The organism is Pseudomonas sp. 22490 (assembly GCF_052044465.1).
GTDB classification, from domain to species: Bacteria; Pseudomonadota; Gammaproteobacteria; order Pseudomonadales; family Pseudomonadaceae; genus Pseudomonas; species Pseudomonas aeruginosa.
In genome coordinates, this window is record NZ_JBQENS010000005.1 from 232,575 (window position 1) to 257,780 (window position 25,206).

The following is a 25,206-nucleotide window of genomic DNA, read 5'->3' on the forward strand; positions in this document are numbered from 1 at the left end:
GGCATCTGCGTTATAAGTCTCGCTCCAAGCCTTCTTCAGATGTTCCCCAATGAACGATTCCACGCCTCTCAGCGGCCTTGCCAAGCAACTGGTCCTGAACGAACTCCTCGACGAAAAGACCGCCCGCCAGGCCCAGGTGCAGGCCGCGCGCAACAAGCAGTCGCTGGTCAGCCACCTGGTCCAGGCCAAGCTGGTGCAGAGCCGGGCGTTGGTCGAGGTGGCCGCCGAGCAGTTCGGCATCGCCTATTGCGACCTGAACAGCCTGGATCGGGAAAGCATTCCGAAGGATGTCATCAGCGAGCGCCTGGTCCGCCAGCACCGTGTGTTGCCGCTGTGGAAACGCGGCAACAAACTGTTCATCGGTCTCTCCGACCCGACCAACCACCAGGCGGTCACCGATATCCAGTTCAGCACCGGTCTCACCACCGAAGCCCTGCTGGTGGAGGACGACAAGCTCGGCGTAGCCATCGAGAAGCTCTACGAGGGCGCTATGGACGCTCTCGGCGACCTCGGTGACATCGATCTCGACGGGGTCGATGTCGGCAAGGCGGAAAGCGCCAGCCAGGACGACGGCGGCGACGATGCCGAAGATGCCCCGGTGGTGCGCTTCGTCAACAAGATGCTGCTCGACGCCATCCGCGGCGGCTCTTCCGACCTGCACTTCGAGCCCTACGAAAAGACCTACCGGGTGCGCTTCCGTACCGACGGCATGCTCCACGAAGTGGCCAAGCCGCCGATCCAGTTGGCCAGCCGCATTTCCGCGCGACTCAAGGTAATGGCCGGCCTGGATATCTCCGAACGGCGCAAGCCGCAGGACGGGCGGATCAAGATGCGCGTGTCGAAGACCAAGTCGATCGACTTCCGCGTCAACACCCTGCCGACCCTGTGGGGCGAGAAGATCGTGATGCGGATCCTCGACTCCTCCAGCGCGCAGATGGGCATCGACGCACTGGGCTACGAAGAGGACCAGAAGGAACTCTACCTGGCCGCGCTCAAGCAGCCACAGGGCATGATCCTGGTCACCGGCCCCACCGGCTCGGGCAAGACGGTTTCGCTGTACACCGGTCTGAACATCCTCAATACCACCGACATCAACATCTCCACCGCTGAAGACCCTGTGGAGATCAACCTGGAAGGCATCAACCAGGTCAACGTCAACCCGCGTCAGGGCATGGACTTCTCCCAGGCGCTGCGCGCCTTCCTGCGCCAGGACCCGGACGTGATCATGGTCGGCGAGATCCGCGATCTGGAGACTGCCGAGATCGCCATCAAGGCGGCGCAGACCGGGCATATGGTGATGTCCACCCTGCACACCAACAGCGCCGCCGAGACCCTGACCCGCCTGCTGAACATGGGCGTGCCGGCGTTCAACCTGGCGACCTCGGTGAACCTGATCATCGCCCAGCGCCTTGCGCGAAAACTCTGTTCGCACTGCAAGAAAGAACACGACGTGCCGAAGGAAACCCTGCTTCACGAAGGTTTCCCGGAAGAGCTGATCGGCACCTTCAAGCTGTATTCGCCTGTAGGCTGCGAAAACTGCAAAGGCGGTTACAAAGGTCGCGTCGGTATTTATGAAGTGGTTAAAAACACCCCCGCCCTGCAGCGGATTATCATGGAAGAAGGCAACTCCATCGAGATCGCCGAGCAAGCCCGCAAAGAAGGCTTCAACGATCTGCGCACCTCAGGCCTGCTGAAAGCCATGCAGGGAATCACCAGCCTGGAGGAAGTCAACCGCGTGACCAAGGATTAATCCATGGCGGACAAAGCGTTAAAGACCAGTGTCTTCGTATGGGAAGGCACTGACAAGAAAGGCACCAAGGTCAAGGGCGAGCTGTCCAGCCAGAACCCGACCCTGGTCAAGGCGCAACTGCGCAAGCAGGGCATCACGCCGGTCAAGGTCCGCAAGAAAGGCATCTCCCTGCTGGGGGCGGGGAAGAAGATCAAGCCTATGGACATCGCCCTGTTCACCCGCCAGATGTCCACCATGATGGCCGCCGGCGTGCCGCTGCTGCAGTCGTTCGACATCATCAGCGAAGGCTTCGACAATCCGAACATGCGCAAGCTGGTGGAGGAGATCAAGCAGGAAGTCGCCGGCGGCAACAGCCTGGCCAACTCGCTGCGCAAGAAGCCGCAGTACTTCGACTCGCTCTACTGCAACCTGGTGGACGCCGGCGAACAATCCGGCGCCCTGGAAACCCTGCTCGACCGGGTCGCCACCTACAAGGAAAAGACCGAGGCGCTGAAGGCCAAGATCAAGAAGGCCATGACCTACCCGATCGCGGTGATCGTCGTCGCCATCATCGTTTCGGCGATCCTACTGATCAAGGTGGTGCCGCAGTTCCAGTCGGTGTTCGAGGGCTTCGGCGCCGAACTGCCAGCCTTCACCATGATGGTCATCAACATTTCCAACGTACTCCAGGAATGGTGGCTCCTGGTACTGCTGATGATGGGCGGCGCCGGCTTCCTGCTGAACCACGCCTACAAGCGTTCGGAGAAGTTCCGCGACGCCACCGACCGCACGGTACTGAAGCTGCCTATCGTCGGCGCCATCCTCTACAAATCCGCCGTGGCACGCTACGCGCGGACGCTGTCGACCACCTTCGCCGCCGGCGTGCCATTGGTGGAAGCCCTCGACTCGGTTTCCGGCGCCACCGGCAACGTGGTGTTCAGGGACGCGGTGGGCAAGATCAAGCAGGACGTGTCCACCGGCATGCAGCTGAACTTCTCCATGCGCACCACCAACATCTTCCCCAGCATGGCCATCCAGATGACCGCCATCGGCGAGGAGTCGGGCGCGCTGGACGACATGCTGGCCAAGGTCGCTGGCTTCTACGAGCAGGAAGTGGATAATGCCGTGGACAACCTGACCGCCCTGATGGAACCGATGATCATGGCGGTCCTCGGGGTCCTGGTCGGTGGCCTGATCATCGCCATGTACCTGCCGATCTTCCAGCTGGGCAACGTCGTCTAAATGACCCTCCTCGACTACCTGGCCAGCCATCCGCTGGCCTTTGTCTTGTGCACCATCCTCCTCGGCCTGCTGGTCGGCAGCTTCCTCAACGTCGTCGTGCATCGCCTGCCGAAGATGATGGAGCGCAACTGGAAGGCCGAAGCCCGCGAAGCGCTCGGGCTGGAGCCGGAACCCAAGCAGGCGACCTACAACCTGGTGCTGCCGAATTCGGCGTGCCCGCGCTGCGGCCACGAGATCCGCCCCTGGGAAAACATCCCGCTGGCCAGCTACCTGGCGCTGGGCGGCAAGTGTTCGTCCTGCAAGGCCGCCATCGGCAAACGCTACCCCCTGGTGGAACTGGCCACCGCGCTGCTTTCCGGCTACGTCGCCTGGCATTTCGGCTTCACCTGGCAGGCGGGCGCGATGCTCCTGCTGACCTGGGGCCTGCTGGCGATGAGCCTGATCGATGCCGATCACCAACTGCTGCCGGACGTGCTGGTGCTGCCGCTGCTCTGGCTGGGCCTGATCGCCAACCATTTCGGCCTCTTCGCCAGCCTCGACGATGCGCTGTTCGGCGCGGTGTTCGGCTACCTGAGCCTGTGGTCGGTGTTCTGGCTGTTCAAGCTGGTGACCGGCAAGGAGGGCATGGGCTACGGCGACTTCAAGCTGCTGGCCATGCTCGGTGCCTGGGGCGGCTGGCAGATACTGCCGCTGACCATCCTGCTGTCGTCGCTGGTCGGGGCGATCCTCGGGGTGATCATGCTGCGCCTGCGCAACGCCGAAAGCGGCACGCCGATCCCCTTCGGTCCCTATCTGGCGATTGCCGGGTGGATTGCTTTGCTCTGGGGTGATCAAATAACCCGGACCTATCTGCAATTCGCCGGATTCAAATGACCCAACCCTGGATACTAGGCCTCACGGGCGGTATCGGCAGCGGCAAGAGCGCAGCCGCCGAGCATTTCATTTCCCTCGGCGTCCACCTGGTGGACGCCGACCATGCCGCCCGTTGGGTGGTGGAGCCGGGGCGTCCGGCCCTGGCGAAGATCGTCGAACGCTTCGGCGACGGCATCCTCCTGCCCGATGGCCAGCTCGACCGCGCCGCCTTGCGCGAGCGGATCTTCCAGGCGCCGGAGGAACGGCGCTGGCTGGAGCAATTGCTGCACCCGCTGATCGGCGCGGAGATCGTCCAGTACCTGGCCAGGGCCGAATCGCCCTATGCCATCCTGGTCTCGCCGCTGCTGGTGGAGTCCGGCCAGCGCCAGATGACCCACCGCGTGCTGGTGGTGGATACCCCGGAACATCTGCAACTACAGCGCACCATGCTTCGCGACAAGGTCTCCGAGGAGCAGGTGCGCTCGATCCTCCAGGCCCAGGCCCGGCGCGACGAGCGCTTGAAGCACGCCGACGACGTGCTGGTCAACGACGGCGACCTGTCCCACCTGCAGCGTGAAGTCGAACGACTGCACGCCTTCTACCTGACCTTGCGAGGAGGCCGAGCATGAGCCAGCCCCTGACCGTGGAGTGTCCGACCTGCGGCGCGCCCGTCGAATGGAAAAGCGACAACAAGTACCGCCCCTTCTGCTCCGACCGCTGCAAGCTGATCGATCTCGGCGCCTGGGCCGCCGAGGAACATGCGATCCCCGGCGACACCCTGGAAGACGACATCTTCTCCGCCGACCTGCCGCCTCGCGAGCATTGAACGCAACGGGCCAGCCAATCCGGCTGGCCCGTTCCTTCAGGGACGCATGAAAGCGTAGTCGCGCTGGTCGTCGAGATTCTCCGCAAGAAATTGCAGTTCGCTGGCCAGGTCGCCAGCATCGCGCTCCGCCCGGTTCAGTTCGACGATTGCGCTGAGCAACGCGCGCAGGCGCATTGCCCGGTCCGCCTCGTCGCTCTTCGACAGCAACTCTCGCAGGCCCTCTCGGGCCCATTCATGGACACCCATGTTCCGCTCCTCACCTGGGAAAACGGCAGGATCGCGGCCGGCTTCGTCCGAAACACTGACGCAAGTCAGCCGCCGCCCGCCATGAACCTGGCGAATGACTGGTCATCAGGGCTTGCGCTCTTCGTCCTTCCAGGGCGCCTGCAGGTAGCGCGTGCGATTGAAGGTTTCCAGCCACTCCGGGTAGTAGACCACCAGGCCGGTGATCACCGTGCCGTTGATGAAGGCCTCGGGGAACATGATCAGCCACAGGTAACCGGCGAAGTCCTCCAGCCAGGGCGGCATCGGGAAAAGGCCGTCGATCCAGACCACGCCAAGGCCGAGCAGCAGGACCACCACCGCGGTGAGGGCCGCCGGGAAGAAACCGCAGCAGAAGATGTAGACGAACAGGTTGCGCGGCTGGCGCTTTTCCACGAACAACGCCGCCAGCTCCGCGATCAGCGCGGGGATCGCCACCAGCAGCACGCCGTTGACGCCGATCGCCAGCCAATCCTGGCGGCCGAGCAGGCACAAGCCCAGTTGCGCCACCAACCCCACCACGATCGCCAGCGGCCAGTCGAGCAGCAAGGTGACGGCGGTCATGCCGATGAAATGGAAGGACAGCCCCGATTCGAAGTCCCGGCGCACCAGCCAGAGCAGGAACAGCCCGAGCATGGTACCGAACACCAGGTGCTGGCGGCGGGTATCGCTGACCAGCTCGACCCAGGGCGCGCGCCAGGCGGCGAGCAGCAGCACCGGCGCATAGATGGCCCAGCCCAGTTCCAGGCTTTCCGCCGACAGCAACTCGGCAGCGATCACGGCTGCAGTTGTTCCAGGGCGATGCGCAGGGCCACCGGCGAATCCAACTGGCGGGTTTCCAACACGCGGCGCTGCTCCAGCCTGACCCAGAGCACCTTGCCCTCGTCCGAGGCATAGCGAGAAGCGATGGCCGCGTCGCGATCGAGCAGCACCGGATAACTGTAGTCACGCATGGCCGGCACCGCGAAAAGCCGGGAAATCAGCGCCGGCATGCGGCTGATGTCCGCCAGGAACAGCGCGTGGCGCGCCTCCAGGTAACCCTTTGGGCGTTCCGCCAGCGCCGCCTTGACCAGCTTCGAGCCGTCCATGTCCCGCGCCACCAGCAGGACCCGGGTGGAGTCGTCCAGCGAGTGCGCCTTTTCGAACTGGTCCTGCAACGTCCAGGGCTCCAGGGTGGAGCCCTTCTCCACGGCCAGCGCCAGGCCGGGCAGCAGCATGCCCAGCAGAACCCAATGCAATCGTTTCACGCGTGTCCCTCCCGAGTGGAAAATACCTGGATGTCCTTGCGCCGCTCCCAGCCCGACTGGGCTCGCCAGAATGCCTGTGCCTCCTCGGCGGCATCCAGGACGAAGACATGGGATTTGCCGATCCCCTCCCTCGCCAGACGCGCCAACACCTCGTCGAGCATCTGCCGCGCCAGCCCCAGCCCTCGATAACCGGGATCGACCACCAGGTGCTGGAGGTAACCACGGCGACCGTCATGCCCGGCCATCAGGCAGGCGATCACCTCCCCTTCGGTTTCGACCAGCAGGCTCAGCCCGGGGTTGCGTTGAAGGTAGGCGAGGAAGAAGGGATAGGCGTCCTCCGCACGGAGGCGGATACCTGGCGTTCGCGACCATAGCGCGAAGAGTGCCGGGTGATCGGCGGCGATGACGCTGCGAAGTTGCATCGGAACGGCTCCGGCCCAAGGGAAACGGCAGTGTACACCGAGCCTCGCCGCTGGCGCGCTCCGGGACGGATTGTCGCGGCCGGAGCGCCTGTGGGCTGGAAAGCGGGCCCGCCGGCAGACTAAGCTGAGCCCATGAACGAAGCGGATTATCTGCGCCTGCTCACCCGTCAGGCCGAACAAGCCAACGACTTCCTCTCCAACGCACGTAAATGGGACCGCGAGCGCTGGGTCTGCCAGCGCTTCCTCGAGGCCCTCAACGTGCCCTATCGCCAGGAGGATTTCGCCGCCCCCGGGGAACAGCCGCCGGACGTCCTGTTCAAGGGTGCCGGCTTCGAGGTGTTCTTCGTCCTCGATGAAGGTCGCCGGCTGAACGAGGAGTGGCGCGAGGAACTGACCCGTCGCCGCCAGGCCGTCAGCCTGCGCCAACTGATCCGCCGCGAAGAGCGGCCACAACGGATCGCCGCCGCCGAGCTGCAGGCACGGCTGGCGCCAACCCTGCGCAAGAAGGCGCACAACTATAGCGAGCGCGGCATCGACCACGGCGAACTGGACCTGCTGGCCTTCGTCAACCTGAAGCGCGCGGTGCCCGATTTCAATACGCCCTTCCCGCCGCCCACCGAATACCTGCGCCAAGGCTGGCGCTCGCTGTCGATGGTCGGTCCGACCTTTGCCCGGGTGCTCTTCGCTCACTCCGGCGCCCCCGAATTCCTGCGCGCCAACCTCGGCCGCAGCATCCTGTTCGACGCCGGGGTAGGCCTGTGAGCGAAGGGCGGGTGAAGTGGATCGGCGTGCGCTCCGGCAGCCGCGCGCCGATCCAGGAACTGGAGGCGGTGGAGGCACGGCGCGGCCTGGGACTGACAGGCGACCACCCGCACCCGCCGCGCCAGGTCACCCTGGTGCAGTGGGAACACATCGAGGCCCTCGGTACCCTGCTGGGCAGGCCGCTGTTGCCCAACGAGATGCGCCGCAACATCGCCGTCGCCGGCATCAACCTGCTCAGCCTGAAGGACCGTCGCTTCCGCCTCGGCGGCGCGCTGCTGGAAACCACTGGCTGGTACCAACCCTGCGGACGCCTGGAAAAGCACATCGACCACCGCACACTGAAGAGCGTGCGCGAACAGGGCGGCATCACCGCGCGGGTGATCGGCAGCGGAGTGATCCGCCTCGACGATCCGCTGGTGATCGAGCCCCCTGTCTGTCTAGAATGACCGACATCGAAAACGGAGGCCTGCCATGTCCAGCCGACTGAGCCCCGAAGACCAGCAGAAGGTCGAGCAGTACCTCGCCTCGCCGCTGCACCAGGTCGAGCGTGCGCCGTTCCGCCCGTGGTTCCTGATGTTCGTCCTGCTCGCCGTGGTCATCGGCCTGGGCCTGCTCAGCCGCCTCCTCAGCTACCTGGCCTGAGTCGTCCGGTCGAGCCACGCTCCCGACGACCGCCTCACGGAATTCCCACTATGAGATATCCACATGTCCCATCGCATCGTGATCGTCGGCGGCGGCGCCGGCGGGCTGGAGCTCGCCACCCGTCTCGGCCGCACCCTGGGTAAACGCGGCAAGGCCCAGGTCACCCTGGTCGACGCCAACCTCACCCACATCTGGAAACCCCTGCTGCACGAAGTCGCTGCCGGCTCGCTCAACTCCTCCGAGGACGAGCTGAACTACGTCGCCCAGGCGAAGTGGAACCACTTCGAATTCCAGCTCGGCCGCATGCAGGGCCTGGATCGCGCCGGCAAGCGGGTCCGCCTGGCCGCACTGGTGGACGAGAATGGCGTTGAACTGGTTCCCGAGCGCGACATCGCCTACGACACCCTGGTGATCGCCGTCGGCAGCACCACCAACGACTTCGGCACCGAGGGCGCTGCGGAACACTGCATTTTCCTCGATACCCGCGCCCAGGCCGAACGCTTCCACCGACAACTACTCGGCCAGTACCTGCGTGCGCATACCGGGCACGACGCGAACAACAACGCAGTGAGTATCGCCATCATCGGCGCCGGCGCCACCGGCGTCGAATTGGCTGCGGAACTGCACCACGCCGCGCAGATGCTGGCCGCCTACGGGCTCGACCGGATCCGCCCGGAAGACCTGCACATCAGCCTGGTCGAAGCCGGCCCGCGGGTGCTGCCGGCGCTGCCCGAGCGTATCAGCCAGCCGGTACACCAGACCCTGAGCAAGCTCGGCGTACGGGTGATGACCGGCTCCGCGGTGAGCAAGGTAGATGCGGACGGCCTCTGGACCGGCGACGGCGAATTCGTCCCGGCGACGCTCAAGGTGTGGGCGGCGGGCATCCGGGCTCCGGCCTTCCTCAAGGAACTCGACGGCCTGGAAAGCAACCGTATCAACCAACTGGTGGTCCGCCCGACCCTGCAGACCACCCGCGACGACGACATCTTCGCCTTCGGCGACTGCGCCGCCTGTCCCCAGCCGGCGCAACCGGGAGAGCAACCGCGCAACGTGCCGCCACGCGCCCAGGCCGCGCACCAGCAGGCCTCGCTGCTGGTGAAATCGCTGCGTGCCCGTCTCGAAGGCAAGCCGCTGGGCGAATATCACTACCGCGACTACGGTTCGCTGATCTCGCTGTCGCGCTTCAGCGCGGTCGGCAACCTGATGGGCAATCTGATGGGTAGCGTCATGCTCGAAGGCTGGCTGGCGCGGATGTTCTACGTATCGCTATACCGCATGCACCAGATGGCGTTGTACGGTCCGCTGCGCACTGCGATGCTGATGCTTAGCGGCCGCCTGCGCAGCACCGAGCCACGCCTCAAGCTGCACTGAGCCATTACGCCCCGTTTGCCGTCGGCGCGGGGCGTTCCTTCAACAGCGAAGCTGGCGCAACTGCGCCAGCCGACTGGCGGTACGCTGCATGTCCGCAGGCAGGTCGCTGCCCTCGACCAGGTCCGGCAGCGCCTTTTCGGCACTCAGGAAAAAACGCCGGTCATTGTCGTAAAGGACGTCGACGAGATTGATGAAGCGCTGCTGGGCGGCGACCGAACAGCGCGCCATCGGCGGTACGCCCTCCAGCACCCAGGTAGAGAAGCGTTCGCCGAGGGCAAGGTAGTCCATCACCGCGGTTGGCGCCTCGCAAAGGTCGGCGAAGGCGAACCACACCAGGTCGCCGCACACCGCGCGCGCCTGCAACGTCCTCGCGCCGCTTTGCAGGGTCACGCGTTGCGAGGGCTCGGGCGCGGACAAGCCCAGCTCGTCCAGGCAAGCGCATGAGGCTGGCCAGCAATACCCGCCGCTGGCATAACCGGAAGCGATCTCCTGCCGCGGCGAAATCGTCCGGTAGTCCCGGGCGCCGGCTACTTCCAGCACTTCCATGCGCGTCTCGATCAACCGGATCGCCGGCAGGAAGCGTTCGTGGTAGAGCGGATTGGGCAGCAGTTGCCGCGGCGCGTAGTTGGAGGTGCAGACCAGGGTGATCTTCCTGCGGAACAGCTCCCTGAACAGGCGTGTTATCAGCATCGCGTCGCCAATGTCGTGGACATGGAATTCGTCGAAGCAAAGCAGCCGGCAATCTCCTAGCAGTTCGTCGAGCGCACCGCCCAGGGCATCGGGCCGCCCCTGGCGGCGGAACATGCCGTCATGAAGCCGGCGAAAGAACGCATGGAAATGCGTCCGGCGCAGGCCCTGCAAATCGGCGCTGCGAAAGAAGCCATCCATCAGCCAGCTCTTACCGCGCCCGACCGGCCCCCACAGGTAGAGGCTGCGCGGCGCTTGCCGGAATAGCGACGGACCTCGACGCAAGCGCTCCGCCAATCGATCGAGATGAAGAATGGCATTGCCCTGGGCTGCGTCCAGCACATAGCCGCGCCGTTGCGCCTCTTGGTGGAAATAGCGGGCTACGGGCGTTGTGGGCTTGGTGCCGGTCATGGGTGAACGCCACGAAAAAGAACCGAAAGACACACTCCGTTGATGCTCAGCCTGAGAGGGCCCTTAAACCGAGAACGGCATTCTAGCGCTGCGTCCTGCCCATGCTCCAGCCGCCAGACCGAACGGCGGGCGATAGTCGGACAGGCCCTTTGATCATGACCGCCACGGTCGCGATACGGAATCGCGCTCAGCCGCTACTCCGCCCCACTGTTTCCGCCGCTTCCGCAGCCGAGCCCATTATCACCGGAGTTTTTTCCTACAGCAGTCCTCCCAGTCCCCTACGAAAACCAAGAAGTTCTACCGGCCAACGCCAGAAAACTACGATTGTCGCCGTTTCAGCCTCGCCCCAGGCTATCGCCCACTCGATTCTCCGCCTTGAAACCGATCGTTCTGCACATGCCTGCGGATATCGGCTTCTTTTCCCTGCAAGAACCGCGCTCCGGGCCGATTGACCATGCATCCAGCTTTTCCGCGTAACCAGGCTAGCCTTTCTTTCCCACCTCCCTCTCCAAAACCTTCCGGCAGTTCCACTTCGATCGTTCCATCCCTCAGGGCCGGACCGCTGCTCCGTACGGGCCTCATGGGAATGGCCATGTTGTCGTCCTGCCTTGCCAATGCCGCCCCGGATGCGGGGCAGGCGCTGCGTGACGTGGAAAGCCGACGCCTGAACCTGCCCGCGCCGGTGGAACTGGACGCCGAGCGCCCCAGCCCCGAGGACGGCGTATCACGGGCTGCCGAAGAGGGCGGCCCGACGGTGCTGGTCAAGCGCTTCCAACTCAGCGGCAACAGGCAGTTCGACGATCGACGCCTGCTGGCGCTCCTGCACGACCTGCCGGGCCAGGAACTCAATCTGAGCCAATTGCACGCCGCCGCCGCCCGCATCGGCGATTTCTATCAGGAAAAGGGATATGTGCTGGCGCGCGCCTACCTCCCGGCACAGGAAATCCAGGATGGAACGGTACGCATCGAAGTGCTCGAGGGACGCTACGGCAGGATCGAACTGCACAACACGTCCCGAACGCTGGACCGCGTTCTACTCCGCCCCTTGAGCGCACTCGAACGAGATACCGCGGTCCAGGGCTCGGAGCTGGAGCGTGCGCTTCTGCTCCTGAGCGACATTCCCGGCCTCCAGGCCAAAGGCACCCTGCTGCCGGGCCAGGCGCAGGGAACCACGGACTTGCGCGTCGAGGCCCGCCCCGGCCCGCTGGTCGGCGGCAGGCTGGAGGCAGACAACTATGGCGGCCGCTACATGGGGGAATATCGCCTGGGAACCACCCTCGACTTCAACAGCCCGCTGCGACTGGGCGACCAGGCGAGACTGAGCCTGCTGGGCAGCGACCGGCACCAACGCTACTACCGTGCAGCCTATCAACTGCCCCTTGGTTCCCGAGGCACGCGCATCGGACTGGCCCACGCCGAGACGACCTATCGACTGGTACGCGATTTCTCGCGCCTGGACGCCCATGGCCGGGCCATTACCGACAGTCTGTTCGTCAGCCAGCCCCTGCTGCGTAGCCGCAGCTTAAGCCTGTCCACCCAGTTGCAATATGAAAACAAACGACTTCGCGATGACCAGGAGCGTACCGGGAGGCATAGCCGCAAGGAGATCCGCCTGTGGACCGCCAGCATCAGCGGAAACGCCCAGGACCGCTTGTTCGGCGGTGGACAGAGCGGCTTCTCGCTGGCCTATGCCCACGGCCAACTCGCCATCGACTCCGGCGAAGAGCGGCTGCTGGACCGCTACACCATCGGTACCGCCGGCAGCTTCGACAAGATCATGCTCAACGCCGTACGCCTGCAGCACCTGGGCGACCGCCTGCAGTTGTTCGCCCAACTCAACGCCCAATGGAGCGGCGGCAACCTCGACAGCGCGGAACAGTTCGACATGGGCGGCCCCTACGGCGTTCGGGCGTTCCCCCTGGGCAGCTACAAGGGCTACGGCGACGAAGGCTGGCAAGCCAGTGCGGAGCTGCGCTACAGCCTGGCTCCGGGCTGGCAGCTGAGTTCGTTCGTCGACCAGGGCGCGGTGAAATTCCTCAAGCACCCCAACACCACGGAAGGCAATCGCAACCGCATGGCCGCCGTCGGCAGCGGCGCAACCTGGTACGGAACGGATCACCAGGTCAGCCTGACCGCCGCCTGGCCACTGAGCCAGGAAAACAACATCGAGCCCGAGCGCACTCCCCGGCTGTGGTTGCAAGCGACCCGCTACTTCTGAGCAAGCTCCCGCCCGCCATGCCGGCGGGCCCCACTGAAAGGAAAAGCCATGAACAAGAGCTATACGCTGGTCTGGAACCAGGCCACAGGCTGTTGGAACGTCGCAAGCGAAGGTACCCGTCGGCGCAGCAAGAGCGGACGCGGCAAGGCGCTCGTAGTCGCCGGAGCGTCACTGCTCGGCCTGTTCTGCCAGGCCCCCGCCTTCGCCCTGCCCAGCGGCGCCACGGTCGTTTCAGGCGATGCCGGATTCCAGACATCCACCGATGGCCGGCATATGGTCATCGACCAGCAGAGCCACAAGCTGATCACTAATTGGAACGAGTTCAGCGTCCGTGCCGATGAGCGGGTCAGCTTCCACCAGCCGGGCCAGGACGCCGTCGCCCTGAACCGGGTGATCGGCCGCAACGGCAGCGATATCCAGGGGCGGATAGATGCCAACGGCAAGGTCTTCCTGGTCAATCCCAACGGCGTGGTCTTCGGCAAGTCCGCCCAGGTCAACGTAGGCGGCCTGGTGGCTTCCACCCTGGACCTGGCCGACAGGGACTTCCTCGCCGGCAACTACCAGTTCTCCGGCGACTCCGGCGCAACCGTAAGCAATGCCGGCAGCCTGCAAGCCAGCGAAGGCGGCAGCATCGCCCTGCTGGGCGCCCGGGTCAGCAACGACGGCGTGATCCAGGCGCAACTCGGCGACGTGGCCCTGGGCGCAGGCCAGGGCATCAACCTCAATTTCGACGGCGACGGCCTGCTCAACCTGCAGGTGGACAAGGGCTCGGTCGACGCTCTCGCACACAACGGCGGCCTCATCCGCGCCGATGGCGGCCAGGTGCTGATGAGCGCCCGCAGCGCCGACAGCCTGCTCAAGACCGTCGTCAACAACCAGGGCACTCTCGAGGCCAGGACGCTACGCAGCGCGGAAGGACGCATCGTCCTCGACGGCGGCGAACAGGGTACCGTGCGGGTGGCCGGCAAGCAGGACGCCAGCGCCATCGGCGGAGGCAATGGCGGCCTGGTGCTGAACCAGGGCGCGAACGTCGAGATACAGCGAACCGCGCAGGTGGACACCCATGCCGACCAGGGCGCAACCGGCACCTGGAGGATTCTCTCGCACGAGGTCAGCGTAGCCGCTGTCGGCCAGGCAAACGCTGCCGGTGATGGTTCCGGCCAGGTCCATGTAGCGCAGGGCCCAGCCGGGGCCAATGCGTCCGATAGCAACGGCGTGACCATCGTTCAGCAGCAGCCGGCCGTCGACCTCGCCGCCGGCGCCAACGGTACCTCCGCAGTGCAGAGCCAGAGCGGCGCCAACATCGGCTCGGGCGCCAGTGGCATCAGCGTCGTGCAAAGCCAGAATGGCGCCAATATCGGCGCCGGCGCGAGTGGCATCAGCGTCGTGCAGAGCCAGAACAGCCCCAATATCGGCTCGGGCGTCAATGGCGTGACTGTCGTGCAGAGCCAGAACGGTGCCAATATCGGTTCTGGCGCAAGTGGCATCACCGTTGTGCAAAGCCAGAATGGCGCAAATATCGGTTCAGGCGCGAGTGGCATCAGCGTCGTGCAGAGCCAGAGCGGCCCCAGCATCGGCTCGGGCGTCAATGGCGTCACAATCGTGCAGAGCCAGAGCGGTGCCAACATCGGCCCCGGCGTCAGCGGAATCGATGTCGTCCAGACCCAGACTCTCACCAACCTGAGCCCAGGCGCCAATGGCTCCAGCATCGTCCAGGTCCAGACGCTACCCGATATCGCCGCCGACGCCGGCAATGTGCATGTCGTGCAGGTCCAGACCGGCGGTAACAAGGTCTTCGGCAACTCCGCCACCAACGTCAGGTCACGTACCGTTCAGGCCCGGAGTAGCGAGAATGTCGGTTCCGGCCTGGCGAATCCAAGCAGCGCGGGAAAAGGCCCGACGTTGCATGCCGATACCCTGGCCCGCAACCTTTCCACAAGCAACGTCGAAGTGGTCGCCACCCGGGGCAACGCGCATGTCGGCGCGCCGCTGTCCTGGGACAGCGGCAACGGCCTGACGCTAACCGCCGAGCGCGGGGACCTCAGGATCAATGGCGCGCTGACGGCCCAGGGAGAAAACGCCAGCCTTACTCTCAATGCCGGGCAGCGCCCTCTCCGTATCGACGACAGCCTCTCTCTCACCGGCCAGGGAGCCCGGGTCGAATTCAATTCGGACAAGGGTTATGCCCTGGCCGAAGGCGCCCGGATCACCCTGTCCGGCAAGAACGCAGGATTCCGCGCCAATGGGCGGGACTACAGCGTGATCCAGGACCTGCAGCAGTTGCGCGGCATCGATAGGGACCTGGGCGGCAGCTATGTCCTCGGCAATCGAATCGCAGGCGGCCATTCCAGCTTCCTGTCGATAGGCAACGCCAGCGCCTTCGGCGGTACCTTCGACGGCCTGGGCAACACCATCGATAATCTCGCCGTCTACGGCACCGGCGCCTACTCCGGCCTGTTCAGCGTCAACCGGGGCACCCTCCGCAACCTGAACCTGGAACGCATTTCCGCCGATGGAGCACAGGCCACCCACTACAACGTCCAGGTCGGTAGCCTGGCCGCCGTCAACCTCGGTCGCATCGACAATGTGAACGCCAGCGACATCCGTATCGCCGCGGCCTCGCAGCTGAACAGCCTCGGCGGGCTGGTCGCGCTGAACCTGGGCAGCATCGACAACGCCAGCGCCAGCGGCACGCTGGTCGGCAACCGCCACACCTATGCTCTGGGCGGACTCGCAGCCGAAAACATCAGCACAGCCAGGGGCGTGGCCAGCATCTCCAACAGCCGGGCCGATTTTGCCATCTCCGGCCAGTTGAAGGACCATGCCAGCCACTACGGCGCGGGGGGCCTGGTAGGCAGGAACCGCGGCGGCCTCATCCGCAGCAGCGGCAGTCAGGGAACGCTGTCGCTGAGCGGTCACGGGATGAACCTGGGAGGACTGGTCGGATACAGCTCCGCCGGCGGACTGGCGGACGTATCCGCCTCCGTCGACGTCTCAGGCAACGGACAGCACGGCCTGTACGGAGGGCTCATCGGCCTCAACGTAAACAGTGGTATCGCCCACGCCACGGCCAGCGGCAAGGTCCGGGGCACAGACGCGGAAGCACTGGGCGGGCTGATCGGCCGGAACCTGAACGCGGCCATCAACAACGCCAGCGCCCATGGCGATGTCAGCCTGCAAGCCGGTCGCTACCTGGGAGGCCTGATCGGCCACAACCAGGCAGGCAACCTGGCCAACGTCAGTGCCAGCGGCAACCTGAGTGGTGGGTCGCTGCTCCAGGCCGGCGGCCTGATCGGTCTCAACGCCAATGCCTCGCTGGTCAATGCCTCCGCCAAGGGCAATGTCGCTACCCGCGGAGCAGAAGCGGTTGGCGGTCTGCTCGGAGAAAACCTGTACGGCTCCGTCATCAACGGTTCCGCCAGTGGCGAAGTCACCGACGGCAGCGGCAAAACCCTGGGTGGCCTGATAGGGTCCAACCTCGGCGGCAATCATTCCAACCTGAAGGCCTCCGGGTGGGTAAACGCAGGGGCGAACAGTGACGTGGGAGGGCTGATCGGCCACAACCGGGGCGGCAACCACAGCACCCTGGCGGCATCCGGCAATGTCACTGGGGGCAAGGGCAGTCGCGTCGGCGGACTCGTCGGCTATAACGATGCCGCCTCGCTGACGAACGTCTCGGCTTCGGGCAACGTCAGCGCCAGTGGTTCCAGGGCCATCGGCGGGTTGATCGGCAGTGACCTGCGAGGTTCGCTGATGCTCGCCAGCAGTCATGGAATCGTGAACGACAAGACCGGCCACAACCTGGGAGGGTTGGTCGGCCGCGGTGAAAACACCTCGATCCGCTCCGCCAAGGCCAGCGGTGCGGTGAGCGGAGGCGCCGGGATCAGGGCCGGCGGACTGGTCGGCTCCCTGGAGGGCTGGCAGGCTCTCATCCTGGGGGCCTCGGCCGGCGGCGATGTGACGGCGGGCTACGACAGCTATATTGGCGGGCTGGTGGGCTTCAGCACCGCCACCATCAGCGGCGCTTCCGCTTCCGGCAAGGTCGGAGGCTCGGGTCTGCTGGGCGGCCTGGTCGCCTGGAACCAGGGGAATGTCATGGGTTCTTCGGCCAGCGGCAGGCTGGAGCCACAAATCCCCAACCAGATCCATGGCGGACTGATCGGCATCAATTTTGGCTGGCAGTCCTGGAACTCGGTATACGGGGCTGCGGCGACCGTTCCAATGATAGGTCGCCACTACAACCTGTGAATCGATTCTCCCGGTACCCGTACCGGGAGGCTTCCTGTTCGATGGAGCGGCCGGGCCTCAGGGCCCGCCGCCTCCAGACGCTCGATGAATGCCATGCGGGAAGGCCAGGCGTCGGAGAAACAGGGCTGGAAGAGCGGCCCCTCCTCCTTCCCACAGGCCAGCATTCGGAAAATAAGGGTACAGAAACGAAAAAGCCCACCTTCGCAGGTGGGCTTTTTCGTCTTGAATATGGTGGGTCGTGTAGGATTCGAACCTACGACCAATTGGTTAAAAGCCAACTGCTCTACCGACTGAGCTAACGACCCAAGTATGAGGTGGTCGGGGTAGAGAGATTCGAACTCCCGACATCCTGCTCCCAAAGCAGGCGCGCTACCGGACTGCGCTATACCCCGATTGGAAGTTGGCTCCGCGACCTGGACTCGAACCAGGGACCCAATGATTAACAGTCATTTGCTCTACCGACTGAGCTATCGCGGAACGTCTTTCTTCCAACCCTGGACGCTTCCGGTGTTGCTGGATTCGCGTCTCAGAGGCGCGCCATTTTACGGATGCACGCGGGCATGTCAACCCTCTGATCCAAAAAGTTTTTCTTCTTTTTCCACGAGCGGCAAAACGGCCCTTCCACTGCATGCGGCAGCGCTCTCACTCCCACCGGACGCCCATGAAAAAGCCCCGCCGAAGCGGGGCTTTCCCTGTCCGTCCACGAAGAGGTCAGGCGAAGACGATCTCGTCTCCTTCCAACTTCGCCGAGATACTGGCACCCGGCGCGAATTTGCCGGCCAGGATCAGTTGCGCCAGCGGGTTCTCGATCCAGCGCTGGATGGCCCGCTTCAGCGGGCGTGCGCCATAGACCGGATCGAAGCCGACGGCGATCAGCTTGTCCAGCGCCTCCTGGCTCAGTTCCAGGCTCAGCTCGCGCTCGGCCAGGCGCTTGCGCAGGCGACCGAGCTGGATCTCGGCGATGCCGGCGATCTGCTCGCGAGCCAGCGGCTCGAATACCACCACTTCGTCGATCCGGTTGATGAATTCCGGACGGAAGTGTGCATTGACCGCGTCCATCACTGCGGCACGTTGCGCCTCGCGGTCGCCGGCCAGCTCCTGGATCTGTGCCGAACCGAGGTTGGAGGTCATCACCACCACGGTGTTGCGGAAGTCCACCGTACGCCCGTGACTGTCGGTCAGGCGTCCGTCCTCGAGCACCTGGAGGAGAATGTTGAATACATCCGGATGGGCCTTCTCCACCTCGTCCAGCAGCACCACCGAGTAGGGCTTGCGGCGGATCGCCTCGGTCAGGTAGCCGCCTTCCTCAAAGCCGACGTAGCCCGGAGGCGCGCCGATCAGGCGGGCCACCGAGTGTTTCTCCATGAACTCGGACATATCGATCCGCACCAGCGCCTCCTCGGTATCGAAGAGGAACTCGGCCAGCGCCTTGCACAACTCGGTCTTGCCCACCCCGGTCGGGCCGAGGAAGAGGAACGAGCCGCTCGGCCGGTTCGGATCGGCGAGGCCGGCGCGCGAACGGCGCACGGCGTTGGACACGGCGACTACCGCCTCGTCCTGGCCGATCACTCGCCGATGCAGCTCCTGCTCCATGCGCAGCAGCTTCTCGCGCTCGCCCTCGAGCATCTTCGACACCGGGATACCGGTCCACTTGGAAACCACTTCGGCGATTTCCTCGTCGGTCACCTTGTTGCGCAGCAACTGGTTCTCGGTCTTGCCGTGCTGGTCGACCATCTGCAGGCTGCGTTCCAGGTCCGGGATGGTCTGGTACTGGATGCGCGCCATGCTCTCGAGGTCGCCCTTGCGCCGCGCCGCCTCCATCTCCTGCTTGGCCTGCTCGATCTTCTGCTGGATCTGCGCCGAGCCCTGCACCTCGGCCTTCTCGGACTTCCAGATCTCCTCGAGGTCGGCGTATTCGCGCTCGAGCTTGACGATATCCTCCTCCAGCTTGGCCAGGCGCTTCCTGGTGGCTTCGTCGTCTTCCTTCTTCAGCGCCTCACGCTCGATCTTCAGCTGGATCAGGCGACGGTCGAGACGATCCAGTTCCTCCGGCTTGGAGTCGATCTCCATGCGGATGCGGCTGGCGGCCTCGTCGATCAGGTCGATGGCCTTGTCCGGCAGTTGCCGATCGGTGATGTAGCGGTGCGACAGCTTGGCCGCGGCGATGATCGCGCCGTCGGTGATGCTCACCCCGTGGTGCACTTCATAGCGTTCCTTGAGGCCACGGAGGATGGCGATGGTGTCTTCCTCGCTCGGTTCGTCCACCAGCACCTTCTGGAAGCGGCGCTCCAGCGCGGCATCCTTCTCGATGTACTGGCGATACTCGTCGAGGGTAGTAGCACCGACGCAGTGCAGCTCGCCGCGCGCCAGAGCCGGCTTGAGCATGTTGCCGGCGTCCATGGCGCCTTCCGCCTTGCCGGCGCCGACCATGGTGTGCAGTTCGTCGATGAACAGGATGACCCGGCCTTCCTGCTTGCCCAGTTCGTTGAGGACCGCCTTCAGGCGTTCCTCGAACTCGCCGCGGAACTTGGCACCGGCGATCAGCGCCCCCATGTCCAGGGCCAGCAGGCGCTTGTCCTTGAGGCCGTCCGGCACTTCGCCGTTGATGATGCGCTGGGCCAGGCCCTCGACGATGGCGGTCTTGCCGACGCCGGGTTCGCCGATCAGCACCGGGTTGTTCTTGGTCCGCCGCTGCAGGACCTGGATGGTCCGGCGGATCTCGTCGTCGCGACCGATCACCGGGTCGAGCTTGCCTTCCTCGGCGCGCTTGGTCATGTCGACGGTGTACTTGTCCAGCGCCTGGCGCGACTCCTCGACGTTCGGGTCGTTCACCGCTTCGCCGCCACGCAGGTTGGCCACGGCATTCTCCAGCGCCTTGCGCGACACGCCCTGGCCGAGCAGCAGCTTGCCGAGCCTGGTGTTCTCGTCCATCGCGGCCAGCAATACCAGCTCGCTGGAGATGAACTGGTCGCCCTTCTGCTGGGCCAGGCGGTCAGCCTGGTTGAGCAGGCGTGCGAGATCCTGGGACAGGTTCACGTCGCCGGTCGGGCTCTGGATCTTCGGCAGCGCGTCGAGTTCTTTGTTGAGGCCGCTGCGCAGGGCGGCGATATCGAAGCCGACCTGCATCAGCAGGGGCTTGATCGAACCGCCTTGCTGCTCGAGCAGGGCGGAAAGCAGGTGCACCGGCTCGATGGCCGGATGGTCATGGCCAACGGCCAGGGACTGGGCGTCGGAGAGCGCCAGTTGCAGCTTGCTGGTCAAACGGTCTATTCGCATGGGTCGTCCTTCCTTCTATAGAGCGGGCCGGAACGATGGGTGTCCCTGATGAAGAAAAGCCCGCCGAGATGACTCAGTAGATAAGGGCGATTTTCCGCGGTTCAAGCGACCGGACCGTGACATCGGTCAGTTGCCGCCGGATAACCTGCGCGGGCCTAGTCCTGGAGCCAGACCAGGCTGGCAAAACGGCCGGTACGCGACGAGCGGCGGTAGGAATAGAAGCGCGCGGTATCGCTGAAGGTGCAGAAGCCACCGCCATGCACGGCGGTGACGCCATGGGCGCCCAGGCGGATCCGCGCGAGTCGGTAGATGTCGGCCATGAAGCGGCCCGGATTGGCGCTAGGTACGAAAGCCGAGCGCGCCTCGGCGTGCGCAGCGACGAATGCATCGCGGACCTCGCCGCCGACCTCGAAGGCCTGCGGGCCGATCGCCGGCCCCAGCCAGACCAGCAGTTCGTCGCCGGGCACGCCCAGGCTGTCCACCGTCGCCTCCAGCACGCCCGCCGCCAGCCCGCGCCAGCCGGCATGGGCCGCCGCCACGCGGGTGCCCGAGCGGTCGCAGAACAACGCCGGCAGGCAGTCGGCGGTCATGATCGTACAGGCGACGCCCGGCATCGCGCTCCAGCTGGCGTCGGCCCTGAGCACCCGGCTCGGGTCGGCCTCCACCACCGTCACTCCGTGCACCTGGTCCAACCAGCTCGGCCGGCATTCCAGACGCTCGGTCAGGCGTCGGCGGTTTTCTTCCACGGCGCGCGGATCGTCGTCGACGTGGGCGCCAAGGTTCAGACTGTCGAAGGGTGCCTGGCTGACCCCGCCACTGCGCGTGGTCACGCAGGCCCGCACACGGGCCGGCGCCGGCCAGTCGGGGGTCAGCCAGGCGTTCATCCGACGAACGCCTCGCGATCCTGGCGCAACAGGCTGAGCAGCCAGAGGAAGTCTTCCGGCAGCGGCGACTCCCACTTCATGCGCACGCCGGTGGCCGGGTGATCCAGTTCGAGGAAGCGCGCGTGCAGCGCCTGCCGGGGGAACTCGCGAAGAGTCTGGACCAGGGTCTGGCTGGCCACCGGGGGAATCCTGAAGCGCCCACCGTAGACCGGATCGCCGACCAGGGGATAGCCGATATGGCTCATGTGCACGCGGATCTGGTGGGTACGCCCGGTCTCCAGCTTGACCCGGGTATGGGTGTGCGCACGGAAGCGTTCCAGCACGCGGTAATGGCTGACCGCCACCTTGCCGGCGTCGACCACCGCCATCTTCTGCCGCTGCACGCCATGCCGTCCGATCGGCGCATCGATGGTGCCGCCGGAGGTGATCACGCCGATCACGATCGCCTCGTAGATGCGGCTGACCGACCGTGCCTGCAGTTGCGCCACCAGCTTGGTGTGGGCCTCCAGCGTCTTGGCCACCACCATCAGGCCGGTCGTGTCCTTGTCCAGGCGGTGGACGATCCCGGCGCGCGGCACATTGGCGATGTCCGGGACATGGTAGAGCAAGGCATTCAGCAGGGTGCCGTCCTGATGGCCGGCAGCCGGATGGACCACCAGGCCGGCGGGCTTGTCGATCACCAGGATGTGCTCGTCCTCGTAGACGATTTCCAGCTCGATGTCCTGTGCGAGCCACTCGCCCTGGGCTTCCTGCTCGGCCTCCAGGACCAGTTGCGCGCCGCTGTGGACGATGTCGCGCGGGCGCAGCACGGCGCCGTCGACGGTCAGGCGTCCGTCCTTGATCCAGCCGGCCAGACGGGAGCGGGAGTGTTCGGGAAAAAGCTGGGCGGCGATCTGGTCGAGACGCTGGCCACCCAGCTCGAACGGCACCTCGGCCGCGCGTTGAATCATATCGGACATGAGTAGGAGACGATGCTCAGCGCGGCTTTTGGAATCGGCTACGCGCTGTGGTTAAATACGGGGTCTTTGTCCCAGGGGGTGCCTGGGGCGCCAATCATAACAGACGGTTGAGGCCAAGCCGACCGTCCCAGGGACGCAAGCCGCCATGCAAGTGAAACACCTGCTGCTGATCGCCATCCTCGCCCTCACCGCAGCCTGCTCCTCGAACAAGGAGACTGTCGACGAGAACCTGAGCGAGAGCCAGCTGTACCAGCAGGCGCAGGACGACCTCAACAACAAGAGCTACAACAGCGCCGTCACCAAGCTGAAAGCCCTCGAATCGCGCTATCCCTTTGGCCGCTACGCCGAGCAGGCCCAGCTCGAGCTGATCTACGCCAACTACAAGAACATGGAGCCCGAAGCCGCCCGCGCCGCCGCCGAACGCTTCATCCGCCTGCATCCGCAGCACCCCAACGTCGACTACGCCTACTACCTCAAGGGCCTGTCCTCCTTCGACCAGGACCGCGGCCTGCTGGCGCGCTTCCTGCCGCTGGACATGACCAAGCGCGACCCGGGCGCCGCCCGCGACTCCTTCAACGAGTTCGCCCAGCTCACCAGCCGCTTCCCCAACAGCCGCTACGCCCCGGACGCCAAGGCGCGCATGGTGTACCTGCGCAACCTGCTGGCGGCCTACGAAGTGCACGTCGGCCACTACTACCTGAAGCGCCAGGCCTATGTCGCCGCCGCCAACCGCGGTCGCTACGTGGTGGAGAACTTCCAGGAAACCCCGGCCGTCGGCGATGGCCTGGCGATCATGGTCGAAGCCTACCGTCGCCTGGGTCTCGACGACCTGGCCAGCACCAGCCTGGAAACCCTCAAGCTCAACTATCCGGATAACGCCAGCCTCAAGGATGGCGAGTTCGTCGCCCGCGAAAGCGAGGCCGACACCCGCTCCTGGCTGGCCAAGGCCACCCTGGGCCTGATCGAAGGCGGCGAGCCGCCGCCGCACATGGAAACCCAGGCCGCCAAGGACGTGATCAAGCAGTACGAGGATGCCGAGCGGGAGATCCCCGCCGAACTGAAGCCGGAAAACCAGGATCACAGCGCCGACGACGAGAAGCCGGAGAGCGATGACGACGAAGACTCCGGCCGCTCCTGGTGGAGCTACATGACCTTCGGTCTCTTCGACTGATCGCACGAAACACCGAAGGGAGGCGCAGGCCTCCCTTCTTTTTGCCCGCCGCCATGCCTCTCCCAGCGCCAAACGCCGCACAGCCTGGACCTTCCCGGCTGGGATCGAGCCGGCGGCTTGGCTAAACTGCAGCTTTCTCCAGCCTCCGAGATCACCATGGGCCTTTTCCGCCTCCTGTTCTGGATCGCCCTGATCGCCATCGCGTTCTGGCTCTGGCGTCGCTTTACCCGTCCCACTCCGCGCCAGCAGCAACGTCCGCAGGACGAGCCGAGCGCATCGCCGATGGTCCGCTGCGCCCATTGCGGCGTCCACGTGCCGCAGGCCAACGCCCTCGCCCACGAACAACGCTGGTATTGCAGCCAGGCGCACCTGCGCCAGGACCAGGGCGACCGTGCGCGCTGAACGGCTACGGCTGAGCGAGGAGCAGGGGCAACGCATCCTCCGTCTGTACCACCTGTACCGCCTGACCATCGGCCTGGTACTGGTCCTGCTGATCTCCAGCGAACTGGAAGATCAGGTCCTCAAGCTCGTCCACCCTGAACTGTTCCATGTCGGCAGTTGGTGCTACCTGGTCTTCAACATCCTGGTCGCGCTGTTCCTGCCGCCGTCGCGGCAATTGCTGCCGATCTTCATCCTCGCGCTCACCGACGTGCTGATGCTTTGCGGCCTGTTCTACGCAGGTGGCGGCGTGCCCAGCGGCATCGGCAGCCTGCTGGTGGTGGCGGTGGCCATTGCCAACATCCTGCTGCGCGGGCGCATCGGCCTGGTCATCGCGGCGGCGGCCAGCCTCGGCCTGCTCTACCTGACCTTCTTCCTCAGCCTGAGCAGTCCGGACGCCACCAACCACTACGTCCAGGCCGGCGGCCTCGGCACCCTGTGCTTCGCCGCCGCGCTGGTGATCCAGGCTCTGGTGCGGCGCCAGGAGCAGACCGAAACGCTGGCCGAAGAACGCGCCGAGACGGTCGCCAACCTGGAGGAACTCAACGCATTGATCCTGCAGCGCATGCGCACCGGCATCCTCGTGGTCGATAGCCGTCAGGCCATCCTCCTCGCCAACCAGGCCGCCCTCGGCCTGCTCAGGCAGGACGACGTGCAGGGCGCCAGCCTGGGCCGCCACAGCCCGATGCTGATGCACTGCATGAAGCAATGGCGCCTGAATCCCAGCCTCCGTCCGCCGACGCTCAAGGTGGTGCCGGATGGCCCGACGGTGCAACCCAGCTTTATCAGCCTCAACCGCGAAGACGACCAGCACGTGCTGATCTTCCTCGAAGACATTTCGCAGATCGCCCAGCAGGCGCAGCAGATGAAGCTGGCCGGTCTCGGCCGCCTGACCGCCGGCATCGCCCATGAGATCCGCAACCCGCTGGGCGCGATCAGCCACGCCGCCCAACTGCTGCAGGAGTCAGAGGAACTGGATGCCCCGGACCGACGCCTGACGCAGATCATCCAGGACCAGTCGAAGCGGATGAACCTGGTCATCGAGAACGTCCTGCAGCTCTCCCGTCGCCGCCAGGCCGAACCGCAGCAGCTCGACCTGAAGGAGTGGCTTCAGCGGTTCGTCGACGAATACCCCGGCAGGCTGCGCAACGACAGCCAACTGCACCTGCAGCTCGGTGCCGGCGACATCCAGACCCGCATGGACCCACATCAGTTGAACCAGGTGCTGAGCAACCTGGTGCAGAACGGTCTTCGCTACAGCGCCCAGGCGCACGGGCGCGGCCAGGTCTGGCTGAGCCTCGCGCGCGACCCGGAGAGCGACCTGCCGGTGCTGGAAATCATCGACGACGGTCCCGGCGTACCGGCGGACAAACTGAACAACCTGTTCGAACCCTTCTTTACTACAGAAAGCAAAGGCACCGGCCTGGGCCTCTATCTCTCCCGCGAGCTCTGCGAGAGCAACCAGGCACGGATCGACTACCGCAATCGCGAGGAAGGCGGCGGCTGCTTCCGCATCACCTTCGCCCACCCGCGCAAACTCAGCTGACGGAAGCCGCACGC

The 25,206-nt window shown here is 65.2% G+C and carries 22 protein-coding genes and 3 tRNA genes; 14 read left to right on the forward strand and 11 right to left on the reverse strand.

Translation table 11 applies throughout. The annotated features are described in order from the left end of the window. Positions 1–49 precede the first annotated feature (49 nt). The 5 genes from pilB to yacG are packed head-to-tail and all read left to right on the forward strand — an operon-like array spanning position 50 to position 4,649. On the forward strand, positions 50–1,750 hold the full coding sequence (gene pilB, locus ACTJJX_RS07950) for a type IV-A pilus assembly ATPase PilB (RefSeq protein WP_003122078.1): 1,701 nt from the start codon (positions 50–52) through the stop codon (positions 1,748–1,750). Positions 1,751–1,753: 3 nt separating this feature from the next. Further along, positions 1,754–2,971 carry a type II secretion system F family protein gene (locus ACTJJX_RS07955; protein WP_003107299.1) on the forward strand — a complete coding sequence of 406 codons (1,218 nt, stop codon included), beginning with the start codon at positions 1,754–1,756 and terminating at the stop codon, positions 2,969–2,971. Next, positions 2,972–3,844, forward strand: a complete 873-nt coding sequence (gene pilD, locus ACTJJX_RS07960; protein ID WP_016852118.1) for a type IV prepilin peptidase/methyltransferase PilD — start codon at positions 2,972–2,974, stop codon at positions 3,842–3,844. It abuts the gene before it with no gap. Then, on the forward strand, positions 3,841–4,452 hold the full coding sequence (gene coaE, locus ACTJJX_RS07965; RefSeq protein WP_003112838.1) for a dephospho-CoA kinase: 612 nt from the start codon (positions 3,841–3,843) through the stop codon (positions 4,450–4,452). Before pilD ends, coaE begins: the two co-directional genes overlap by 4 nt. Continuing rightward, on the forward strand, positions 4,449–4,649 hold the full coding sequence (gene yacG / locus ACTJJX_RS07970) for a DNA gyrase inhibitor YacG (RefSeq protein ID WP_003094656.1): 201 nt from the start codon (positions 4,449–4,451) through the stop codon (positions 4,647–4,649). Before coaE ends, yacG begins: the two co-directional genes overlap by 4 nt. 36 nt (positions 4,650–4,685) lie before the next feature. Here the strand turns inward: yacG and ACTJJX_RS07975 are convergent, their stop codons facing one another. The 4 genes from ACTJJX_RS07975 to ACTJJX_RS07990 form a co-directional block, all read right to left on the reverse strand. Then, complete coding sequence (locus ACTJJX_RS07975) at positions 4,686–4,895, reverse strand: hypothetical protein (RefSeq protein WP_003094660.1); 210 nt, start codon at positions 4,893–4,895, stop codon at positions 4,686–4,688. Positions 4,896–5,000: 105 nt separating this feature from the next. Beyond that, complete coding sequence (locus ACTJJX_RS07980) at positions 5,001–5,690, reverse strand: energy-coupling factor ABC transporter permease (RefSeq protein ID WP_003103868.1); 690 nt, start codon at positions 5,688–5,690, stop codon at positions 5,001–5,003. Further along, positions 5,687–6,157 (reverse strand): hypothetical protein, encoded by a 471-nt coding sequence (locus ACTJJX_RS07985; RefSeq protein ID WP_003094664.1) that lies wholly within the window; start codon positions 6,155–6,157, stop codon positions 5,687–5,689. The genes ACTJJX_RS07980 and ACTJJX_RS07985 overlap by 4 nt, the downstream gene beginning before the upstream one ends. Further along, a complete protein-coding gene (locus tag ACTJJX_RS07990; RefSeq protein ID WP_003116252.1) occupies positions 6,154–6,579 on the reverse strand; it encodes a GNAT family N-acetyltransferase in 426 nt (141 codons plus the stop codon). Before ACTJJX_RS07990 ends, ACTJJX_RS07985 begins: the two co-directional genes overlap by 4 nt. A 132-nt stretch (positions 6,580–6,711) precedes the next feature. Here ACTJJX_RS07990 and ACTJJX_RS07995 point away from each other — a divergent pair, with 132 nt between their 5' ends. The 4 genes from ACTJJX_RS07995 (at position 6,712) to ACTJJX_RS08010 (ending at position 9,354) form a co-directional block, all read left to right on the forward strand. After that, positions 6,712–7,341, forward strand: coding sequence for a DUF1780 domain-containing protein (locus ACTJJX_RS07995; protein WP_003094668.1), 630 nt, complete (start codon positions 6,712–6,714; stop codon positions 7,339–7,341). After that, positions 7,338–7,787, forward strand: a complete 450-nt coding sequence (locus ACTJJX_RS08000; protein ID WP_003094670.1) for an MOSC domain-containing protein — start codon at positions 7,338–7,340, stop codon at positions 7,785–7,787. The genes ACTJJX_RS07995 and ACTJJX_RS08000 overlap by 4 nt, the downstream gene beginning before the upstream one ends. 25 nt (positions 7,788–7,812) lie before the next feature. Next, positions 7,813–7,983, forward strand: coding sequence for a DUF3094 family protein (locus ACTJJX_RS08005; RefSeq protein WP_003094672.1), 171 nt, complete (start codon positions 7,813–7,815; stop codon positions 7,981–7,983). A gap of 63 nt (positions 7,984–8,046) precedes the next feature. Beyond that, positions 8,047–9,354 (forward strand): NAD(P)/FAD-dependent oxidoreductase, encoded by a 1,308-nt coding sequence (locus tag ACTJJX_RS08010; RefSeq protein ID WP_003112837.1) that lies wholly within the window; start codon positions 8,047–8,049, stop codon positions 9,352–9,354. 39 nt (positions 9,355–9,393) lie between these two features. On the opposite strand, the gene zapE is transcribed toward ACTJJX_RS08010, so the two are convergent. Further along, positions 9,394–10,485: a cell division protein ZapE gene (gene zapE / locus ACTJJX_RS08015; RefSeq protein WP_049284759.1), complete on the reverse strand. Its 1,092-nt coding sequence runs from the start codon at positions 10,483–10,485 to the stop codon at positions 9,394–9,396. A 547-nt stretch (positions 10,486–11,032) separates the two neighbouring features. Between zapE and ACTJJX_RS08020 the strand changes: the two genes are divergently transcribed. Both ACTJJX_RS08020 and tpsA4 read left to right on the forward strand, forming a co-directional pair. Beyond that, positions 11,033–12,670, forward strand: coding sequence for a ShlB/FhaC/HecB family hemolysin secretion/activation protein (locus ACTJJX_RS08020; RefSeq protein ID WP_016562343.1), 1,638 nt, complete (start codon positions 11,033–11,035; stop codon positions 12,668–12,670). 48 nt (positions 12,671–12,718) lie between these two features. Further along, on the forward strand, positions 12,719–16,918 hold the full coding sequence (tpsA4, locus tag ACTJJX_RS08025; protein ID WP_016852119.1) for a two-partner secretion system exoprotein TpsA4: 4,200 nt from the start codon (positions 12,719–12,721) through the stop codon (positions 16,916–16,918). Between the two features lie 229 nt (positions 16,919–17,147). On the opposite strand, the gene ACTJJX_RS08030 is transcribed toward tpsA4, so the two are convergent. The 6 genes from ACTJJX_RS08030 to rluD all read right to left on the reverse strand — a co-directional run bounded on the left by ACTJJX_RS08030 (position 17,148) and on the right by rluD (position 22,037). Next, positions 17,148–17,223, reverse strand: a tRNA-Lys gene (locus ACTJJX_RS08030). A 10-nt stretch (positions 17,224–17,233) separates the two neighbouring features. Then, positions 17,234–17,310 (reverse strand) — tRNA-Pro (locus ACTJJX_RS08035). 9 nt (positions 17,311–17,319) lie between these two features. Then, positions 17,320–17,395, reverse strand: a tRNA-Asn gene (locus ACTJJX_RS08040). 234 nt (positions 17,396–17,629) lie between these two features. After that, the gene (gene clpB, locus ACTJJX_RS08045; protein ID WP_003145976.1) at positions 17,630–20,194 is read right to left on the reverse strand and encodes an ATP-dependent chaperone ClpB; all 2,565 of its coding nucleotides are present in this window, start codon (positions 20,192–20,194) and stop codon (positions 17,630–17,632) included. Between the two features lie 155 nt (positions 20,195–20,349). After that, positions 20,350–21,078, reverse strand: a complete 729-nt coding sequence (pgeF, locus tag ACTJJX_RS08050; RefSeq protein WP_003102588.1) for a peptidoglycan editing factor PgeF — start codon at positions 21,076–21,078, stop codon at positions 20,350–20,352. Beyond that, positions 21,075–22,037: a 23S rRNA pseudouridine(1911/1915/1917) synthase RluD gene (rluD, locus tag ACTJJX_RS08055; protein WP_003094686.1), complete on the reverse strand. Its 963-nt coding sequence runs from the start codon at positions 22,035–22,037 to the stop codon at positions 21,075–21,077. Before rluD ends, pgeF begins: the two co-directional genes overlap by 4 nt. Before the next feature lie 145 nt (positions 22,038–22,182). Between rluD and ACTJJX_RS08060 the strand changes: the two genes are divergently transcribed. From ACTJJX_RS08060 to pilS, 3 genes are all read left to right on the forward strand, one after another. Continuing rightward, positions 22,183–23,208 carry an outer membrane protein assembly factor BamD gene (locus ACTJJX_RS08060; protein WP_003102590.1) on the forward strand — a complete coding sequence of 342 codons (1,026 nt, stop codon included), beginning with the start codon at positions 22,183–22,185 and terminating at the stop codon, positions 23,206–23,208. 156 nt (positions 23,209–23,364) lie between these two features. Next, positions 23,365–23,610, forward strand: a complete 246-nt coding sequence (locus ACTJJX_RS08065) for a PP0621 family protein (protein WP_003102591.1) — start codon at positions 23,365–23,367, stop codon at positions 23,608–23,610. Continuing rightward, positions 23,600–25,192 (forward strand): two-component system sensor histidine kinase PilS, encoded by a 1,593-nt coding sequence (gene pilS, locus ACTJJX_RS08070; RefSeq protein ID WP_003123394.1) that lies wholly within the window; start codon positions 23,600–23,602, stop codon positions 25,190–25,192. Before ACTJJX_RS08065 ends, pilS begins: the two co-directional genes overlap by 11 nt. Positions 25,193–25,206 lie beyond the last annotated feature (14 nt).